14 protein-coding genes are annotated in these 16561 nt (G+C 65.2%); 10 read left to right on the top strand and 4 right to left on the bottom strand.

Annotated elements, in window-relative coordinates:
- The first annotated feature begins 63 nt into the window (after positions 1-63).
- The 5 genes from H521_RS0119920 to H521_RS0119900 are packed head-to-tail and all read left to right on the top strand — an operon-like array spanning position 64 to position 6616.
- Positions 64-990, top strand: coding sequence for an ABC transporter permease (locus tag H521_RS0119920; protein ID WP_245561026.1), 927 nt, complete (start codon positions 64-66; stop codon positions 988-990).
- Complete coding sequence (locus H521_RS25260; RefSeq protein WP_156891609.1) at positions 987-3563, top strand: ABC transporter ATP-binding protein/permease; 2577 nt, start codon at positions 987-989, stop codon at positions 3561-3563. The genes H521_RS0119920 and H521_RS25260 overlap by 4 nt, the downstream gene beginning before the upstream one ends.
- Positions 3564-3606: 43 nt before the next feature.
- Entirely contained in the window at positions 3607-5166 is a 1560-nt protein-coding gene (locus H521_RS0119910; RefSeq protein WP_084512736.1) for an alpha-L-arabinofuranosidase C-terminal domain-containing protein, read from the top strand.
- Positions 5167-5198: 32 nt separating this feature from the next.
- Positions 5199-5861: an RraA family protein gene (locus H521_RS0119905; RefSeq protein WP_022894763.1), complete on the top strand. Its 663-nt coding sequence runs from the start codon at positions 5199-5201 to the stop codon at positions 5859-5861.
- The gene (locus H521_RS0119900; protein ID WP_022894762.1) at positions 5858-6616 is read left to right on the top strand and encodes an SDR family NAD(P)-dependent oxidoreductase; all 759 of its coding nucleotides are present in this window, start codon (positions 5858-5860) and stop codon (positions 6614-6616) included. The genes H521_RS0119905 and H521_RS0119900 overlap by 4 nt, the downstream gene beginning before the upstream one ends.
- Positions 6617-6777: 161 nt before the next feature.
- Here H521_RS0119900 and H521_RS0119895 read toward each other — a convergent pair whose 3' ends face one another.
- The 3 genes from H521_RS0119895 to H521_RS0119885 all read right to left on the bottom strand — a co-directional run bounded on the left by H521_RS0119895 (position 6778) and on the right by H521_RS0119885 (position 9555).
- Complete coding sequence (locus H521_RS0119895; RefSeq protein WP_022894761.1) at positions 6778-7524, bottom strand: FadR/GntR family transcriptional regulator; 747 nt, start codon at positions 7522-7524, stop codon at positions 6778-6780.
- 151 nt (positions 7525-7675) lie between these two features.
- Positions 7676-8893, bottom strand: a complete 1218-nt coding sequence (locus tag H521_RS24580; protein WP_022894760.1) for a sensor histidine kinase — start codon at positions 8891-8893, stop codon at positions 7676-7678.
- Entirely contained in the window at positions 8890-9555 is a 666-nt protein-coding gene (locus tag H521_RS0119885; RefSeq protein WP_022894759.1) for a response regulator transcription factor, read from the bottom strand. The genes H521_RS24580 and H521_RS0119885 overlap by 4 nt, the downstream gene beginning before the upstream one ends.
- Positions 9556-9867: 312 nt before the next feature.
- Here H521_RS0119885 and H521_RS0119880 point away from each other — a divergent pair, with 312 nt between their 5' ends.
- From H521_RS0119880 to H521_RS0119860, 5 genes are all read left to right on the top strand, one after another.
- Positions 9868-10278 (top strand): hypothetical protein, encoded by a 411-nt coding sequence (locus H521_RS0119880; protein WP_022894758.1) that lies wholly within the window; start codon positions 9868-9870, stop codon positions 10276-10278.
- Positions 10271-11425 (top strand): peptidoglycan-binding protein, encoded by a 1155-nt coding sequence (locus H521_RS0119875; RefSeq protein ID WP_022894757.1) that lies wholly within the window; start codon positions 10271-10273, stop codon positions 11423-11425. Before H521_RS0119880 ends, H521_RS0119875 begins: the two co-directional genes overlap by 8 nt.
- Complete coding sequence (locus tag H521_RS0119870) at positions 11422-12138, top strand: ABC transporter ATP-binding protein (RefSeq protein WP_022894756.1); 717 nt, start codon at positions 11422-11424, stop codon at positions 12136-12138. The genes H521_RS0119875 and H521_RS0119870 overlap by 4 nt, the downstream gene beginning before the upstream one ends.
- Positions 12135-13319 (top strand): ABC transporter permease, encoded by a 1185-nt coding sequence (locus tag H521_RS0119865; RefSeq protein WP_022894755.1) that lies wholly within the window; start codon positions 12135-12137, stop codon positions 13317-13319. The genes H521_RS0119870 and H521_RS0119865 overlap by 4 nt, the downstream gene beginning before the upstream one ends.
- A gap of 323 nt (positions 13320-13642) precedes the next feature.
- A complete protein-coding gene (locus tag H521_RS0119860; RefSeq protein WP_022894754.1) occupies positions 13643-15409 on the top strand; it encodes an amidohydrolase in 1767 nt (588 codons plus the stop codon).
- Between the two features lie 800 nt (positions 15410-16209).
- Here the strand turns inward: H521_RS0119860 and H521_RS0119850 are convergent.
- Positions 16210-16497 (bottom strand): TSUP family transporter, encoded by a 288-nt coding sequence (locus tag H521_RS0119850; protein ID WP_425393601.1) that lies wholly within the window; start codon positions 16495-16497, stop codon positions 16210-16212.
- Between the last annotated feature and the right edge of the window lie 64 nt (positions 16498-16561).

Genomic DNA, 16561 nt, shown 5'->3' with positions numbered 1-16561 from the left:
GATCGTAGGGGGCGGTCGATACCCGGCCGCCCCCTCGACCCGGAGGTCATCATGCTCTCGTTCGTGCTGAAACGCATCGCCTCGGCGATCGTTCTCATCGTCGTGGTGTCGTTCATTTCATTCGCTCTCACATGGCTCACGCCGGGCGACCCGGCCCGCGCAATCCTCGGCATTAGCGCGACCGACGCCCAGGTGGAGGCGAAGCGCACCGCGCTTGGGCTCGATCAAAACGTCTTCGCGGCCTACATCGGCTGGGTCCGAGGAGTGCTCACCGGCGACCTCGGCACCTCCTGGTTCACGAATCAGTCAGTCGCCGACTCGATCGCCACGCGGCTACCCGTCACGCTGTCGATCACGATCGTCGCCATCCTGCTCGCCGGTGTCATCGGCGTCGGTATCGGTCTTCTCGCCGCTGCGCGTCGCGGTGCGGTCGACAGCGCGATTCAGCCGTTCGCCGTGCTCGGCTTCGCCGTACCGAACTTCATCGTTGCGATCCTGCTCATCACCGTTTTCGCGATCAACCTCCGCATGGTCCCAGCGACCGGATGGGTCGATTTCGGATCCGACCCCAGCCTCTGGGCGAAGTCGATCGTGCTGCCCGTAATCGCTCTTGCGATCGCAGCCACTGCCGCAGTGGCGCAGCAGACGAGGAACGCGGCCATCGCGACCATGCAACAGGACTACGTCCGCACGCTCCGCGCCCGGGGGCTGGGCACCGGGTCCATCTACCTCAAGCATGTCCTCCGCAACTCGGCACCCGTGGCGCTCACGGTGCTGTCGCTCCAATTCATTGGACTGCTCAGCGGCGCCGTGGTCATTGAGTACATGTTCGCCCTGCCCGGCATCGGCGCGCTCACGGTCGGGGCCGCGACCCAGCAGGACCAGCCCGTCATCCAGGGCGCAGTCATCACCGTCGTCATCGCTGTCGTAGTCGTAAACCTCATCATGGATCTCGCCTACGCCTGGCTCAACCCGAAAGTCCGCTCGTGACTGTACCTCCCACCACCCTCGCCCTAGCGGCGACCACGGTCGTCGATCGGCGGTCAACGCTTCACCGTTTGCTGCGCAACCCGGCCATGCTCATCCCCGCAGGCGTGCTGCTCCTGATCGTGCTGATCTGCGCGCTCGCCCCGCTTTTCAGTCTTCCGGCACCAGGTTTTGCCGACGTAACGGCCGTACGCCAACCCCCTGGTGCTGCGCATCTCCTCGGCACGGACTCGTCCGGCCGCGATGTCCTCAGCCGACTACTGTTCGGCGGTCAAGTGACCCTGCTCGCTGGGCTCACAGCCACCACGGTCACGTTCGTGCTCGGCGTGCCGATGGGTCTCGCCGCCGGCTACTACAGCGGCAGGCTTGACTCCGCAGCGAGCTGGCTGTCGAACCTGATCCAGGCGCTCCCCGCGATCGTCGCGCTGCTCGCTGTCTCCGTCTTCATCGGCTCCAACCCGATCGCCGTGATGGCGGTCTTCGGGATCCTTATGATCCCGGCGATGTTCCGGCCTGTTCGGGCGGCGGTCATCGACGTCCGGCGCGAGCTGTACATCGACGCAGCGAAAGTGTCGGGCATCGGCGACCTCGCGATCATGGGCCGACACATCCTGGGTGTGGTGTTCCCCGTCGCACTTATCCAGACCGGCTTCATCTTCGGCCTCGCGCTCATCGTGCAGGCGGGACTGGAGTTCATCGGCATCGGCGAACAGGGCGCAGCAAGCTGGGGCGGGATGCTCGGCGACGCGTTCAAAGACATCTACAACGCTCCGTTCCTGCTCCTGCCCCCGGCTCTGGCCATCACCGTAACGGTGGTCTGCCTCATCCTGCTCGCCTCGGTGGGACGCGACTTCATCAGCGACGGAACGACGCCGGCGAAGAGGCGGCGCGCCAGTCGCGTCCGCGCGGCCGAGGCCGCCGCCCCGCCACCCTCAACGCACCTGCTCGAGGTGGCAAACCTCGAGATCGAGTACCGACTCGATGGCACCGACCGGCGGGTCGTCGACGGCGTGAGTTTCTCGGTCGACCGAGGCCGCGTGCTCGGCCTGGTCGGCGAATCCGGCTCGGGGAAGACCCAGACCGTCCTCGGTGTGCTCGGACTGCTCGCTGCAGGCGGCGCAGTGACCGCCGGTTCGGCTGTCTTCGACGGCCGCGACCTCGTACAGCTCGGCGCAGCCGATCTCAGGGGCATCCGCGGCCGCGAAATCGGGTACATCCCACAGGAACCGATGTCGAATCTCGACCCGAGCTTCACGATCGGCAGCCAGCTCATCGAACCGATGCGTCGCCACCTCGGGCTGTCCCGCCGTGAGGCCCGTGCGAAAGCCCGCGACTTGCTCGCCCGGGTGGGCATCGTCGACCCCGACCGTACCCTGGACAGCTTCCCGCACCAGATCTCCGGCGGCATGGCACAGCGAGTGCTGATCGCCGGCGCGGTCTCCTGCGACCCGAAGCTCATCGTCGCCGACGAGGCCACCACCGCCCTCGATGTCACAGTCCAGGCAGAGGTCCTCGATTTGCTCCGCTCCCTCATCGTCGAGCGCGACATCGCGGTCGTCCTGGTTACGCACGACTTCGGCGTCGTCGCCGATATCTGCGACGACGTAGTGGTGATGAGGTCTGGGAATGTGCTGGAGTCCGCCCCCGCTCTGACGCTCTTCACCGAGCCGGAACACGCGTACACCAGGGCGCTGCTTGCGGCCGCCCCGGCGCACCTTTCGCCGCGCGAGCCCAAACAGTTGGATGACGCACCGGTGATCCTCCGCCTGGAGGATCTTGAGGTGACCTACCCCGGCCGCCGCGGCAACGCGTTCGTCGCTGTGAAGGACGTCTCGTTCTCGATCCGCGAAGGCGAAACCTTGGGCCTCGTCGGCGAGTCCGGATCAGGCAAGTCGACCATCGGCCGTGCCATTCTGGGCCTGGCCCCCGTGACCGCTGGGGATATCCTCTGGGACGGGACGAGCATCGCCACCGCGTCCAGGAGCGCCCGGCGGGCGCTGAGCTCCGACATCCAGGTCGTGTTCCAGGATCCATACAGTTCGCTCAACCCGGCGATGCCGGTTGAGGACATCCTCGTCGAGCCGCTGCTTATTGATCCGACGGTCAGCCGAGCCGACGCGGTCAAGCGAGTGCGGAGCCTCCTCGATGCCGTGCACCTTCCGGCAGATGCTGGGCGGCGCCGTGCACGCGAGTTCTCCGGCGGTCAACGGCAGAGGATAGCGATCGCGCGGGCGCTCTCCCGGTCGCCGCGGCTCATCATCTGCGATGAAGCAGTGAGCGCGCTCGACCTCTCAACGCAGGCCAGTGTCCTCGACCTGTTCGCAGAACTGCAACAGCAGATCGGAGTCGCATACCTATTCATCTCCCACGACCTCGACGTCGTGCGCCATATCGGCGATCGGACCGCCGTTATCCAACACGGCTCGCTCGTCGAAGTGGGCGATAGCGAAGCGGTCGCGACTGAGCCACAGGATCCGTACACACGCCGACTGGCGGCGGCGTCCCCCTATCCGCACCCGGTCGTACAAGCCGAGCGCCGCGAGCGACGGAGAGCTGAGCTCGCCACCGGCCCCTGACATCTCTCACTCGGACCACATCTCTCCTCACGAAAGGCACACCATGACTGAACCCTTTGCTACTGTCACCGTCGGTTTGGATGACCCAGGACAGGCCGTCTCCCCTCTGATCTTCGGCGGGATGATCGAGCACTTCGGCCGCACCGTCGACCCGGGCATCTGGGACGCGGAGCTCGACATCCCGCGATCGGACACGAAAGCCGCCATCGAAGCGATGGGCGTTCGCGCCCTCCGCTACCCGGGCGGCTGCTTTTCGGATGACTACCACTGGCGCGACGGTGTCGGCCCGAAGTCCGAGCGTCCGCTCGTGAAGGAGACGTTCTGGACCACAGTGACCCAGCGACTCGGCGGATTCGGCACCAACTCCACGTTCGCGTCGACCCCGGAAGACATCGGGCGGCTCATCGGACCGCCGGAACCCAACCTCCTCGGCACCGATGAGTTCCTCCAGTACTGCCTCGATGTCGACGCAGAACCGTTCCTCGTCGTCAACATGGGCACCGGGACCCCCGAGGAAGCTGCAGATTGGGTGCGATACTGCAACGTCGACCGAAACTCGCCCCGCCCGGTCACCTGGTGGTCCCTCGGCAACGAAGCCTGGGGGATCCAGGAGTACGCACACGCCGAACCTGCCGTGTATGGGCGCCGAGTGGTCGAGTTCGCCCGCGCCATGAGGGCGGTCGACCCGGACATCAAGTTCGTCGCCGTCGGACTGCCCGTCAACGACACCCACGAGAGCATGCCAGCCGGCATGGCTCCGTATCCAGCCAAGGTATGGAACGCCGGCGTGCTCGAGCAGTGCAAGGACGACATCGATCTGCTGTCGGTCCATTGGTACTTTCCGGGAATGCTCGACCGACCGCTGCAGACGATCGGCGACCTCCGTCAGCTGACGACATCCCCGCAGCTTCTCGAGGACGCGTTCGCCACCACTATCCGGTTCGTCGACAACCTCACCGGGCCCGACCACCGCATCGACCTCTCATTCGACGAGTGGAACCGGATGGTGCAGTTTGACGACCATCTCGCGACCAACCACCCCCTCGGCAATGCCGCCTTCTTTGCCGGGTGCTACAACGCGATACTCGCCCACGCCGAGCGCATCCCTATGGCGTTCATCAGCCACCTGGTCAACTGCCTCGCACCGATCCAGACCGACGACACTCGCCTCTTTGTCACCGTGTCCTTCCTCGTCGCCCGCCTTTACACCCGCCACGCCCGCGGCATCAGCCTCCCGACCCAGGTTGACAGTCCCTCCATGCACGTCCATCCCTTCGACGGCCTCGACCCCGCAGCGATGAGCGGGAGCATCCTCGTCGAATCTCGAGAGGCTCGCGTGATCACCGCGGCGGCAACCCGTGACGGCGACCGCAGCGCGGTATTCCTCGTGAACGCCGACCCCGAGTCTGCGCACGAAGTCGAAGTGAATGGGTGGGCGGATGGTCCCGCGAAGGTCCAATGGATCGCCGGGCCCGACGTGTGGGCGCAGAACGACTTCGATCACCCGGACGTCCTCCAGTTGCGCGAGAAGGCGGTGCGTGTCGATGGCGGCCGACTCACTGTGTCAGTCCCCGCCGCGGGCGTCGCGGTCATCAGCCGATGACAATCCGTCAGCAGAGAACGAGAGGTGGCGCGATGACTGCATCCAACGACGCAGAGCGCATGGAAGCGATCCGGGCTGAGCTGTACACGCCTGTGGTCGGTGACATTCTGGACGAACTCGGGTATCGGCGGCAGTTCCTGCCGCCGGAGATCCACGGCATCCAGAATGAAATGGTGGTCGTTGGCAGGGCGATGCCCGTGCTCGTCGCCGATGTCACGGGGCAGCAGACCAAGCCATTCGGCATGCTCACCGAGGCGCTCGACCAGCTCGAGCCGGGGGAGATTTACGTCGCTCAGAACGCGACGATCCCGTGCTCCGCTTGGGGCGAGATCCTCACTGCCACCGCCCGACAGCGTGGTGCGGTAGGCGCGGTGGTCGATGGTTACCACCGGGACACCCCCCGAGTGCTGCAGCAGGACTTCCCGGTGTTCAGTCGTGGCGGCTATGCGCAGGATGCGGCTGTCCGGTCGTCGGTGATCGACTTCCGATGCCAGGTGCGTATCGGAGACGTGGAGATTGCACCGGGCGACCTTGTGTTCGGCGACATCGATGGTGTGGTTGTCATCCCCGCCGCGGTAGAGGACGAGGTTATCGAACGCGCACTGTCGAAAGCACGAACCGAAAACCTGGTGCGCAGCGCCATCGAGTCCGGGATGAGTTCGACCGAAGCCCTCCGAACTTACGGAGTACTGTGAGCTCGCCGACGTTCCCGGACCTGGTCGGGGCGACAGCGCTCGTCACCGGCAGCAGCCGAGGGATCGGCGCCGGTCTTGCGGACGCACTGGAGTCCGCAGGCGTCCGTGTGCTCCGGCACGGCTCCCCGGCGCACGCCTCCCCGGACCAGGATGATTCGATGCTCCTCGCAGACCTGTCGACCGAGCGCGGCGTCGATGAGCTGGTGGCCGCCGTCAACGACCGAGTTGATCAGCTCGACATCCTCATCAACAACGCGGGCGTCGAGCTGCCTGCACCGCTCACGGCGATGGACGGCGCATCGCTGCGGCAGACGCTCGATGTTAACGTCGTGGCTCCTATCCTGCTCACTGGGGCGCTCGTGCCACTGCTGAGCAAGGGTCGACCGGGGAGTGTGATCAACGTCACAAGCATCCACGATGGTGTTCCCTATGCAGGCAATATCGCCTACGTTGCCTCTAAGGCCGCTCTTGAGGCGGCCGGTCGTACGATGGCGCTCGAGCTTGCCGCCTCGAGGATCCGCGTCAACTCGATCGCCCCGGGCGCGATCGAGACCGACATCAACCGTGAGGTCATCGACGCGATGGGACGCGACCGTTTCGAATCGTGGATCCCGCTCGGACGAGTCGGCGCGGTCGACGACCTCGTCGGCGCTGTGCTGCTGCTGGCTTCCGACGCTTCACGGTACGTGACGGGATCCCGCATCCTGATCGATGGCGGCTACAGTCAGGCGCTGCTTCGCTACGGTCTCACTTGAGCCGTGTTCGTAGATTCAGCAGCTCGCGGATGCCGTCACGAGCCCACTAGCTGAGGATCTCAGACAGGAAGCCGGTCGTCGACCTGTCTGTCAATGTGCTGAACCGGTCCAGCACTGCTGCGAGTTGGGGGTCGCAGCAATGTCGGACCGGTTCAGCGTATTCAGGTCGAGGGGAATCCCGCGCTGGGCGCGACAGGCTGATCGCCGCTCTTGATGGACTCCTCGAGTCCGATGCGAGCCTGGCTGAGGTGGTCGGCCATGGCTCCTGCCGCCAGAGCCTCATCCCCGGCTGAGATTGCGGAGAGGATGGCGCGGTGCGCTTCGATGATCGGATCGAACTCGCCGCCCTGATGCACCCAACCGCTCCACACACGGCGGCGAAGCCGCCAAAGCAGAGGTTCGAGCGATTCCAGCGTGAGCTGACAGAGGTCATTGTCGGCAGCGTTGGCTACGGCCGCGTGGAACGCGACGTCCGCATCATGCAGGTCCTCAGCGGTTCGCGCGCTTGCCAACACCGCCATCGCGGCCTCTAGCGCAGCGAAAGTCTCGGGAGTGCGATTGCGTGCTGCTAGACGAGCGTTCCCGACCTCCACGATCTCGCGGAACTGCTGCACCTGCTCATCATCCACCGCGCTGCCGATCACGCGCAGACTGAACAGTCGACCAAGGTGGGATGAGTTCGGAGTAGCGATCGTGCTCTCCCGCCCCTGCTGCCGCTCAACAAGCCCGATAGCAGACAACCCAGCAACCGCCTCGCGGACCACCGGCACACTCACATCTAGCATCTCCGCGAGCTCGCCGCTGGCGGGCAGTCGGTCGCCAGGCTTCAGGTTCCGTTCCGAGATCAATTCGATGATGGCCTCGGTGGCCTGATCAGTGAGTGACGTTCGTTTGAGGGAACGTGGCATAGATGCTCTCCAGTCTGCCTGCTACGACCTTGGTCAAGAGGTTATCAACTAATCGAATAAGTGGATGCCTGACAAGAAGAAGTGGATGCCTGAGAAGAGTTGCGAGCCGGGCAACATGGCCATCGATAAGCCACGACATCCACCAGAGGCCTCAGGGGCGTGCTGTCGGGGGTGACCAGGCTGGGAATGTCACCGTGATCTCGAGTCCGCCGCTCTCTCCGGGCTCGAGTCGCAGTTCGGCGCGGTGGCATCGTGCGATCGCGGCGACGATGGCGAGGCCGAGTCCGTGGCCGCGATCGACGACTCCACGCCCGTGTAGGCGTACGAACGGTTCGGTCAGTTGGAGCGCTTGTTCCGGGGTGATCGTTATTCCGCTGTTCTCGATGTGCAGGATGGTCTGTCCCTGCTCCGTGCGGGTGCGCACTGCGATGAACCCTCCTTCGAGGTTGTGCCGCACCGCGTTGCCGAGCAGATTGTCGGCGAGCAGCCGCAGGAGCCGAGCGTCTCCGGCGACAGCGCCCGGTTCGAGGTCGAGCGACATTGTGACCTCACGGTCGGCTGCGCGATCGGCGAGCTCTTCCGCACTCGAGCTCGTGATGAGTGCGATGTCGCATCGCGCGTCCGTCGGTCCTGGTGCTGATTCAATGTCGGCCAGTGCGAGCAGGGCGTCGACCGTGTCGAGACTGCGTTCGTTCATCTCGCGGAGACCGGCGAGAACCTCTCGGCGGGGTGTGCCGCCCGATGCGAGCGCGACGTCGATCACTGCCCGCGTCGTGGCAAGGGGTGTGCGCAACTCGTGCGAGGCGTTGGCGGCGAAGCGCTGATGGCTGTGGAATGCGGTCTCCAGGCTGCTGAGCATGTCGTCGAAGGTGGTGGCGAGTTCGGTGATCTCGTCGTGGGGGGTTCCCAGGCCGATGCGGTGGTCCAGGCGGCCGTTGGTCGCCTGTTTCGCGGCGACGCTCACTTCGTGCAGCGGCCGCAGCATGCGGCCGGCGATCTTCCAACCGATCGCTCCCCCGAGGAGTGCGACGACGAGAAGTAGGACCACCCCGACCACGAGGAAGAGTCGCATCAGGTCGTCGCGGCTGGAGACGACCACCTGCAGCGGTGCAGAGGACAGGTTGTCCGAGACCGCCGTCTCCGAGAGGGGTGGCGTGTCGGCGAGTGAACCGGGGAGGCCGGGTATCGTCGGAGCTTGCGCAAAGGTGTAATCGGGGAGCCAGACGATGACGATCGCCATCAGCGTGAGCAGCAGCGCCCCCGACACCGTGAGCAGGCCCGCGTACGTCAGGGCGAGCCGCAACCGGAAGGTCAGGCGGCGAGGTCGACCGACAGCGGTAGTCGCGGGCACCATCGGTGTGCCGATCATGGCGTCACCCTCATCGTGTAGCCGGCGCCGGTGATGGTCCGGATGGGCCAGGGGTCGCCGAGCTTGCGGCGCAGGGCGGAGATGGTGACCTTGACAGTGTGGGTGAACGGGTTCGCGTTCTCGTCCCACGCACGAGTCAGCAGCTGCTCGGCGCTCACGACGGCATCGGGGTCGCGCATGAGCACCTCGAGCACGGCGAATTCCTTCCGGGTGAGGAGCACGAAGTGTCCGTCGCGGACGACCTCGTGGCGAGTCGGGTCCAGGCGGATGTCGCCGACCTCGAGCACGGCCGGCTGCGCGGCGAAGGGGCGGCGGGCGAGGGCATGCAGGCGCGCGACCAGCTCGGGAAACTCGAACGGCTTCGTCAGATAGTCGTCTGCTCCGATCGCCAGCCCGTCCACCCTGGACTGCAGCGAGTGCGCGGCCGTGAGCATGATGACCGCGGGGCGGGGCGAGCGCTCGGCGATCCTTCGGCACACCTCGTCGCCGTGCACGACCGGGATGTCGCGGTCGAGTATGACGACGTCGTAGGTGGTGAGGTCGACCGCGATGAGGGCAGACTCGCCGTCGCCCGCGACGTCGGCTGCGATCGACTGCAGTTCGAGGCCCGCTCGGATCGCCTCAGCCAGCCGGGGTTCGTCCTCCACGATCAGTACTCGCACCTGATCCTCATCTCTCTCTTCCGTGCGCGCTGATTCCGCGCGCTCCCCATCTCACTCCATGATCGGTAACGGGCAGGTAAGGCGTGCGCCTTACCTCAGTTTGACCATATTTGCGATGTCCTTTCTGGGCGCCCTCCTGGCGCTCCAAACGAAAGGAACACCATGACAATCACACGATCGCGGACCGGCCGGCTTGCTGTGTCCCTGGTGGGAGTCGCCCTGATGTCGGCAGCCCTGCTCACTGCGTGCGCCCCGACTGGCGGCTCGGAGGAGCCGTCCGGCGGGCCGACATCTCTCGGAGGCGGAGGCGGCGTGAGCAACTCCACCTTCGAGCAAGAGCTTGCCGCCTGGACCGAGAAGCTCGACTCCTGCCTGCGCGACGAGGGCATCGACGTGCCGAAGCGCTCACCGAACGAGATGCTGGACTTCGACTCGCTCGGGGTCGACGAGGGGACGTACAAGGCAGCGGCCGCAATCTGCTCGAAGAAGGCCGGCCCCGCCCCCGTCGACCCCAGCGCCCCGAGCGATGACGAATACCATCAGATGCAGCTCACCTTCGCCAAGTGCATGCGGGACGCCGGCTATGAGTGGGACGACCCGGCACCGCCGTCCGAGGCCGGTTCGGCTGGAGTGAAGCCGATCGATCCGGGCCAGTTCGACCAGAAGGACCTGGACGCCTGTGCGGTCAAGGCAGGGTTGGATGCGGGGTCGGGCAATGGCTGATCGCGATGCCGGTGACTCCCGGGACGCGTTCGTTGCGAGCGAGGAGGTGCGTGCCGAGGGGGACGCCGAGCGGAGTGCTCATTCACGACGTCGTCTGGTGATCGGTATCGTCGCGGTCGCGGTGCTGGCTGTGCTCGGGGGTGGGGCGGCTGTCGTCGTCCCTGCCCTCGCACAGCCGCCCGTCCAGCAGGGCACGCAGCGTGTTCACACCGCGACCGATGTGGTGAGCCGCGGTGATATCGCGGAGCGGGTGCGCACCGGAGGCAAGCTGGGGTACGGAAACAGTCGCGCGCTCGGATCGACGCTGCCGGGGACGGTGACGTCGGTCCCCGCCGTCGGCACCGTGATCGGGCGGGGGGAGGAGCTGTTGCGGATCGACGATCAGCCTGTGGTGCTCCTGCTCGGTGCTCTCCCCGCGTGGCGCGGATTCGCCGCCGAGATGAGCAATGGGCGTGATGTGCGCCAGCTCGAGGAGAACCTGCGCGACCTCGGCTTCTTCCAGCGAGAACCGGACGAGGAGTTCACCTGGTGGACGGCCGAGGCCATCCGCAACTGGCAGACGGCTCGAGGGCTGCCACGCACCGGAGAGCTGTCTCTGGGGAGTTTCGTGTTCGGGCCTGCTGCAGTGCGGGTGAGATCCGTCGATGCCGGTCCGGGGTCGCCGAGCGGCGGTGCCGTGCTGACGGTCACGGACACAGGCAAGCAGATCACGATCGAACTCGATGCAGATCTGGCGTCGGTCGCAGCGAAAGACAGCAAGGTGCAGGCGTCGCTCCCGGACGGCACGATCATCGACGCGACCGTCACCAGCGTCGGCGCCGCGATCGAGAAGGAGGGCGAGAACGGAGAGAAGACCATGAAGGTGCCGCTGGTGCTCACGCCCGACGATCCCGCAGCCGGCGGTGACGTCGTCGACGTGACGGTGTCTGCGACCTTCACGCGAACTCTCGCGACGGGCGTACTCCGGGTCCCGGTTCTCGCCCTGCTCGCCGGACCCGACGGTACCACGCAGGTCGAGGTCGTCGATGGCAAAAGGTCCCGACTGGTCACCATCACCACCGGGACATTCGGCGACGGTCTCGTCGAGGTCGCCAAGGTCGTGGATGGCAAGCTGGCCGAAGGCGACGAAGTGGTGGTGGCGCAGTGACCACCGTCCTCGAACTCCACGATGTCACGCGCTCGTACGGGTCTCCGCCGACGCAGGCGCTCCGTGGCGTCGATCTGCGTGTCGACGAAGGCGAGTTCGTGGCCATCGTCGGCCCTTCAGGGTCGGGTAAATCCACGCTACTGAACCTCATCGGCACGCTGGATCGCGCCACCAGCGGGGAGGTGCTCATCACGGGGGAGCGAGTGGATGACCTCTCCGACGCCCGACTCAGCGCCCTGCGGGCGCACACGATCGGATTCGTGTTCCAGCAGTTCCATCTCAGCGAGGGCCAGAGCACGGTCGACAACGTGGGCTCTGGACTTCTCTACACGGGGATGAGCCGCGGGCTGCGTCGGGAACGGGCGAGGGAAGCTCTCATCTCGGTTGGTCTCGGGCACCGCCTGGATCACAAGCCCAAGCAGCTCTCCGGAGGCGAGCGTCAGCGTGTCGCGATCGCCAGGGCGATCGTCCGCCGCCCCGCACTCCTCCTGGCGGACGAGCCCACGGGAAGCCTCGACTCCGCATCAGGGGAGACGGTCGTGCAGCTCCTGCGTGAACTCAACGGCAATGGGACCACGATCGTTCTGATCACGCACGATCGCGACCTGGCCGAACGGCTCCCGAGGCGAGTCGCGATCCGTGACGGGCTTATCGTGTCGGACTCGGGCGATCCCGCGATCGCTGGGCAGACGAAGTCGGGGGTCGCCGCATGAGCGTTCCTCGATCCCGATTGCGGGCGTCAGACCTCACGGGCCTGGCGTTCCACGGGGTACGCGCCCACCCCATGCGCGCCGTTTTGTCGGGCTTGGGGATCGCCATCGGCATCGCCGCGATGATCGCCGTGATCGGCATCTCCACCTCCAGCCAGGCGCTCGTGCAGCAGAAGCTCGCCGAGATCGGCACCAACATGCTCACAATCACCGCGGGTAAGGACTACCTCGGCCACGAGACGAAACTCAGTCCGGACGCCCTCGCCCGGATTCGTCATCTCGATGGCGTCGAAGAGGCCTCTTGGACGAGCGACGTAGACACGCACGTCTACCGCAACCCCTACGTCGCCGCGGGGGCGACAGGGGGACTGGTGGTGCGGGCCGCCGAGGAGCGGCTGCCGGATGCCGTGGGCGCGACTCTGGCGCAAGGCTCCTGGTTCACGATCGCGACCCGAGGACTCGATACGGTCGTGCTCGGCAGCACGACAGCGGAGAAGCTCGGTATCACCGAGGTCGGGATGCAGGTCTGGTTGGGCGAACGTCTGTTCACCGTCGTCGGCATCCTCGACCCTGTGCTGCTTGCACCGGAGCTGAACACCTCGGCGATCGTGTCACCGGAACGCGCGACCGCGGTTCTCGGATTCGACGGCATCCCCACCACCATCTACGAGAGATCCGAGGACGCCGACGTGCTGCGCATCCGCGACCGCCTCCCGCAGACGGTCAACCCCGCATCACCCGGCGACGTCAAAGTCTCCCGCCCCTCCGACGCGCTCGCAGCGAAGAACACGGTCGATCAGGTGTTCACCGGGCTGCTGGTCGGGGTCGGTTCGATCGCGCTGCTGGTCGGTGGGATCGGGGTCGCGAACACCATGGTGATCACGGTCCTCGAACGGCGGCAGGAGATCGGCTTGCGCCGCTCTCTCGGTGCCACACGCCCGCACATCCGCGCGCAGTTCCTCGCAGAAGCCATCCTCCTGGCCTTCCTCGGCGGGCTCGCCGGAGCACTGATCGGAGTCGCAGCCACCGCGGTGGTCGCCGTGGCCAACGGGTGGCCGCTCGCGGTGCCGTTGCTGATCCCCGTCGGCGGGCTGATAGCGACGATCGCTGTCGGTGCGATCGCAGGGGTCCTGCCGGCCGTACGCGCCTCGCATACTCCGCCGACGGCTGCGCTGAGTGCGTGACGCACGGCGCCGCGTCGATGTCAGAAACGCACCCCAGGCGTTCTCATCGACGCGGCGTCGGAGGGCACAGCGGGAGTGGCTGCCCAGGAGGCGAGCGCTTTTACCGCAGTTTTACCCGATCTCGGTTGAGTTGACGCAGTTGCAAGCAGGGGTGGGAATTCCGATCAGTCGCATTCCGGGCGCTCGCATATCGCGTCCGCGGGGACGCGGTTTCCTGGCATCAAATGTGAATGCTCGCGGCTGCGATCGACGTACCTGTCAAGTTGATCGCCGTCTTCTCGAACAAATTGCACGCAGCTTCGGACTCTAACGAAGGAGCACGAATGAAGAACCGCAGTATCTACCGGTTGCGGGCCGCTCAGATCACCCTCAGCGTCTTTGCGGGAGCGACGCTCGTGTCCTGCACGGCAGGGCCACCTCCGGCGGACACGGTGATCACCAACGCGTTTGTATACACGGTCGATGCCGACCAACCAGATGCTGAAGCCGTGGCCGTCAGAGATGGTGAGATTGTCTTCGTTGGCTCGGCGTCTGGTGCGAAGAGCTTCATCGACAGCGAAACTGAGGTTGTCGACGCTAACGGTCGGATGGTCATGCCCGGATTGATCGACGCGCACGTGCACCCCAGCGGCGGAGGTGCAGGGCTGAACAGTTGCAGCTTGGACTACGCCCAGCTCACCGTCGAGGAGACACTCGAAGTCGTCCAGGGATGCCTCGACTCCGGCACAGGGATCATCGGTGAGGGCGATAGCCGCTGGTTGATGGTGAAGTACTGGGACCTGCAGGGCCTCAAGCCCACCGGCACGGTGATGACGAAGTCTGACCTAGACCAGTTGGACGCAGTAGGAACAGCAGTGGTGCTGACTGCGACCGACGGGCACAACCATGTTGTGAATTCGAAGGCACTCGAACTGGCCGGAGTCGATAAGAACACTCCCGATCCCGAAACCGGGCGCATCGAGCGCGATGCCGACGGTGAACCGACCGGGTACTTCTCCGATGCGGGGAAGGTGGTGACGATGCATGCGCCTGAGAAGAGTACGGAGGAACAGACGTCAGATCTGAAGGCCGGGCTGAGAGCATTGAACGAGGTTGGCGTGACCGCAATCTATGGCAACGCGGGAGGACTGGAGCAATACAACATTCTCCAGGACGAGGGGAGCCTCACGACTCGAGTGTCGGCAGCCCCGACCGTCACAGCAGAACAGTTGCGTGCGTCCGATCTTTCTGAGCTCATCGAGTATCTCGATGAGCAGAAGGATCTCTACGACGACGGAAACGTTCATGTGAATACAGTTGGAGAGATCCTGGTCGACGGCGTGATGGAGTTCCCCGCCTTCACCGCGGCGAACCTTGACCCCTACCTAGAAGATGTGAACGGAGCTTGGCAGCCGACGACCAACACCGGACCAACATACTTCGAAGGCGAGAGCTTGAACGACCTTGTCATCGCCCTCGACGCGGCCGGGTGGAATTCACATTTCCACACGGTCGGGGATCGGGCGGTACGCCAAGTGATCGATGCCGTGGAGGCTGCCCGCGAAGTGAATGGTGAGACTGGCACCTCCTTCAGCACGTCACATAACCAGCTCGTGGATCCCTCTGACATCCCGCGATTCGTCGATCTAGGCGTGACCGCGAGCTTCTCTCCGCAGTGGGCGCAGCGAGACGCCTACACCGTAGACAATCTTGCGAATTACATTGGGCCCGAACGTGCAAATAGGCTGTACCCGTTCGGACAACTGTATGAAGCAGGCGTGAATGTTTCGACAGGTAGCGATTGGCCGGTCGACGAGCTAAGTCCATGGCGGATGGTCGAGCAGGCAGTGACACGCACCGGAGCAGTCGGTTTCGATGGCCATCCAGGCGTGCTGGCCGAGGATCAGACCGTCACGCTCGAGCAATCGATCGAGATGATCACGAAGAACGCAGCCAAGCAGATCGGCATGTGGGACGAGATTGGTTCTATCTCCGTTGGCAAGCGGGCAGACATGCTGATCCTCGATCAGAACCTGTTCGAGATCCCCGCTGGCGAGATCCACGCAACAAACCCCACTCACGTCTACTTCGATGGAGTCGACGTGCTGTAGAAGTCGCATGCGCCTTTGCCCATGCAGAGCCGCGCTGAGAGGCGCGGAAGGGTGGACGAGGGCTAGGACGTGGCCGAGTTGTTGATGGGCCGCCAGTCATAGTCGTAACCCGCTTGGTGGATGCTGGGCAGCGGTTTTCCGCTCCCGGCATCCACTGGAGCCTCCGCACAGGTTGTCCATTTCGAGCTTGGCGATCGTCTCCCGGCAGACGCTTCCGGAATCTCGGGGGAACTACGGCGGGAAGCCCTGGCATGGTCGCTGTCATTGACGTCGTCAAGGGCACCGCCTCTATCGGATCGGCGGTGACCCCACACGCAATCTCCCGGAGCGGGACATTCTTCGACTCCTCGTCGAAGTATTTCGCCGGGGAGGCGAACTGGTGAACCCTTTCCAGCTCATCGAGGCCACATGACGCCTACGGCGTCATGTGGTTGCGTCAGGTCATCGAAGATCATCCGCTCCTTGCTATACGCATGGCTCGCCGAATACGCATGGCTCGCCTAAACTCCTGACGGTCGGGCGCGGGCTGCGGTCAACTCCGGCGGCTATCCGGCGCTGGGGCTGTTCATGTGCCAAATCTCTGCCCGCTTGCGGAGGTACTCCCGAACCCTTCGACGGCGTGAAGGGCCGGCAGGGTCGGAGCATCGCGGATTCCTCGACACGATCGGCGCCGGCGCCGGCGACCTCGCCGCATCCCTGATCGCCGCGCACGGCGGTTCGAGTCAACTCGGACGGCGACCGAAACGGCACCGGTTACGTCCGGCAGGAGCCGTGACGTACCCGGTGCCAGTTCATTGAACTCACCGGCGAGCTCGCCGAGCCTTGCGGTGCTTGACGATCAGCCGAGTCCCGACGGCCAACAGCAGAAGGGAGAACGCGATGTTCGACCAGAGCGGCGAGATCGAGTTCGCCATGACGATCCCGAGCGGCGACGTCACGCAGGCGGCGATGCCAACACACAGGGCGATCCGAAGGTCGAGATTCCCGCGTCGTGCGTTGCCCAGCGTTGCGGAGACGGAGCCGGGCACCATCATGAGCAAAGAGGTACCCTTCGCGACTAGGGCGTGTCTGACAAGTGCTTCGCCCAGGCGATGACCGCGTGGAGGACGGCGGCGGCGCGGTAGGTGATGGCGAGCTTGTCGTACCGGGTGG

This window comes from Agromyces subbeticus DSM 16689 (assembly GCF_000421565.1).
Lineage (GTDB): Bacteria > Actinomycetota > Actinomycetes > Actinomycetales > Microbacteriaceae > Agromyces > Agromyces subbeticus.
This window is presented reverse-complemented; position numbering and strand designations above follow the sequence as displayed.

Bases quoted from the DNA above. Each gene is read 5' to 3' on its own strand.
- H521_RS0119910 (WP_084512736.1), top strand. From the start codon at position 3,607: ATGACTGAACCCTTTGCTACTGTCACCGTCGGTTTGGATGACCCAGGA.
- H521_RS0119905 (WP_022894763.1), top strand. From the start codon at position 5,199: ATGACTGCATCCAACGACGCAGAGCGCATGGAAGCGATCCGGGCTGAG.
- H521_RS0119895 (WP_022894761.1), bottom strand. From the start codon at position 7,524: ATGCCACGTTCCCTCAAACGAACGTCACTCACTGATCAGGCCACCGAG.
- H521_RS24580 (WP_022894760.1), bottom strand. From the start codon at position 8,893: ATGATCGGCACACCGATGGTGCCCGCGACTACCGCTGTCGGTCGACCT.
- H521_RS0119875 (WP_022894757.1), top strand. From the start codon at position 10,271: ATGGCTGATCGCGATGCCGGTGACTCCCGGGACGCGTTCGTTGCGAGC.
- H521_RS0119865 (WP_022894755.1), top strand. From the start codon at position 12,135: ATGAGCGTTCCTCGATCCCGATTGCGGGCGTCAGACCTCACGGGCCTG.
- H521_RS0119860 (WP_022894754.1), top strand. From the start codon at position 13,643: ATGAAGAACCGCAGTATCTACCGGTTGCGGGCCGCTCAGATCACCCTC.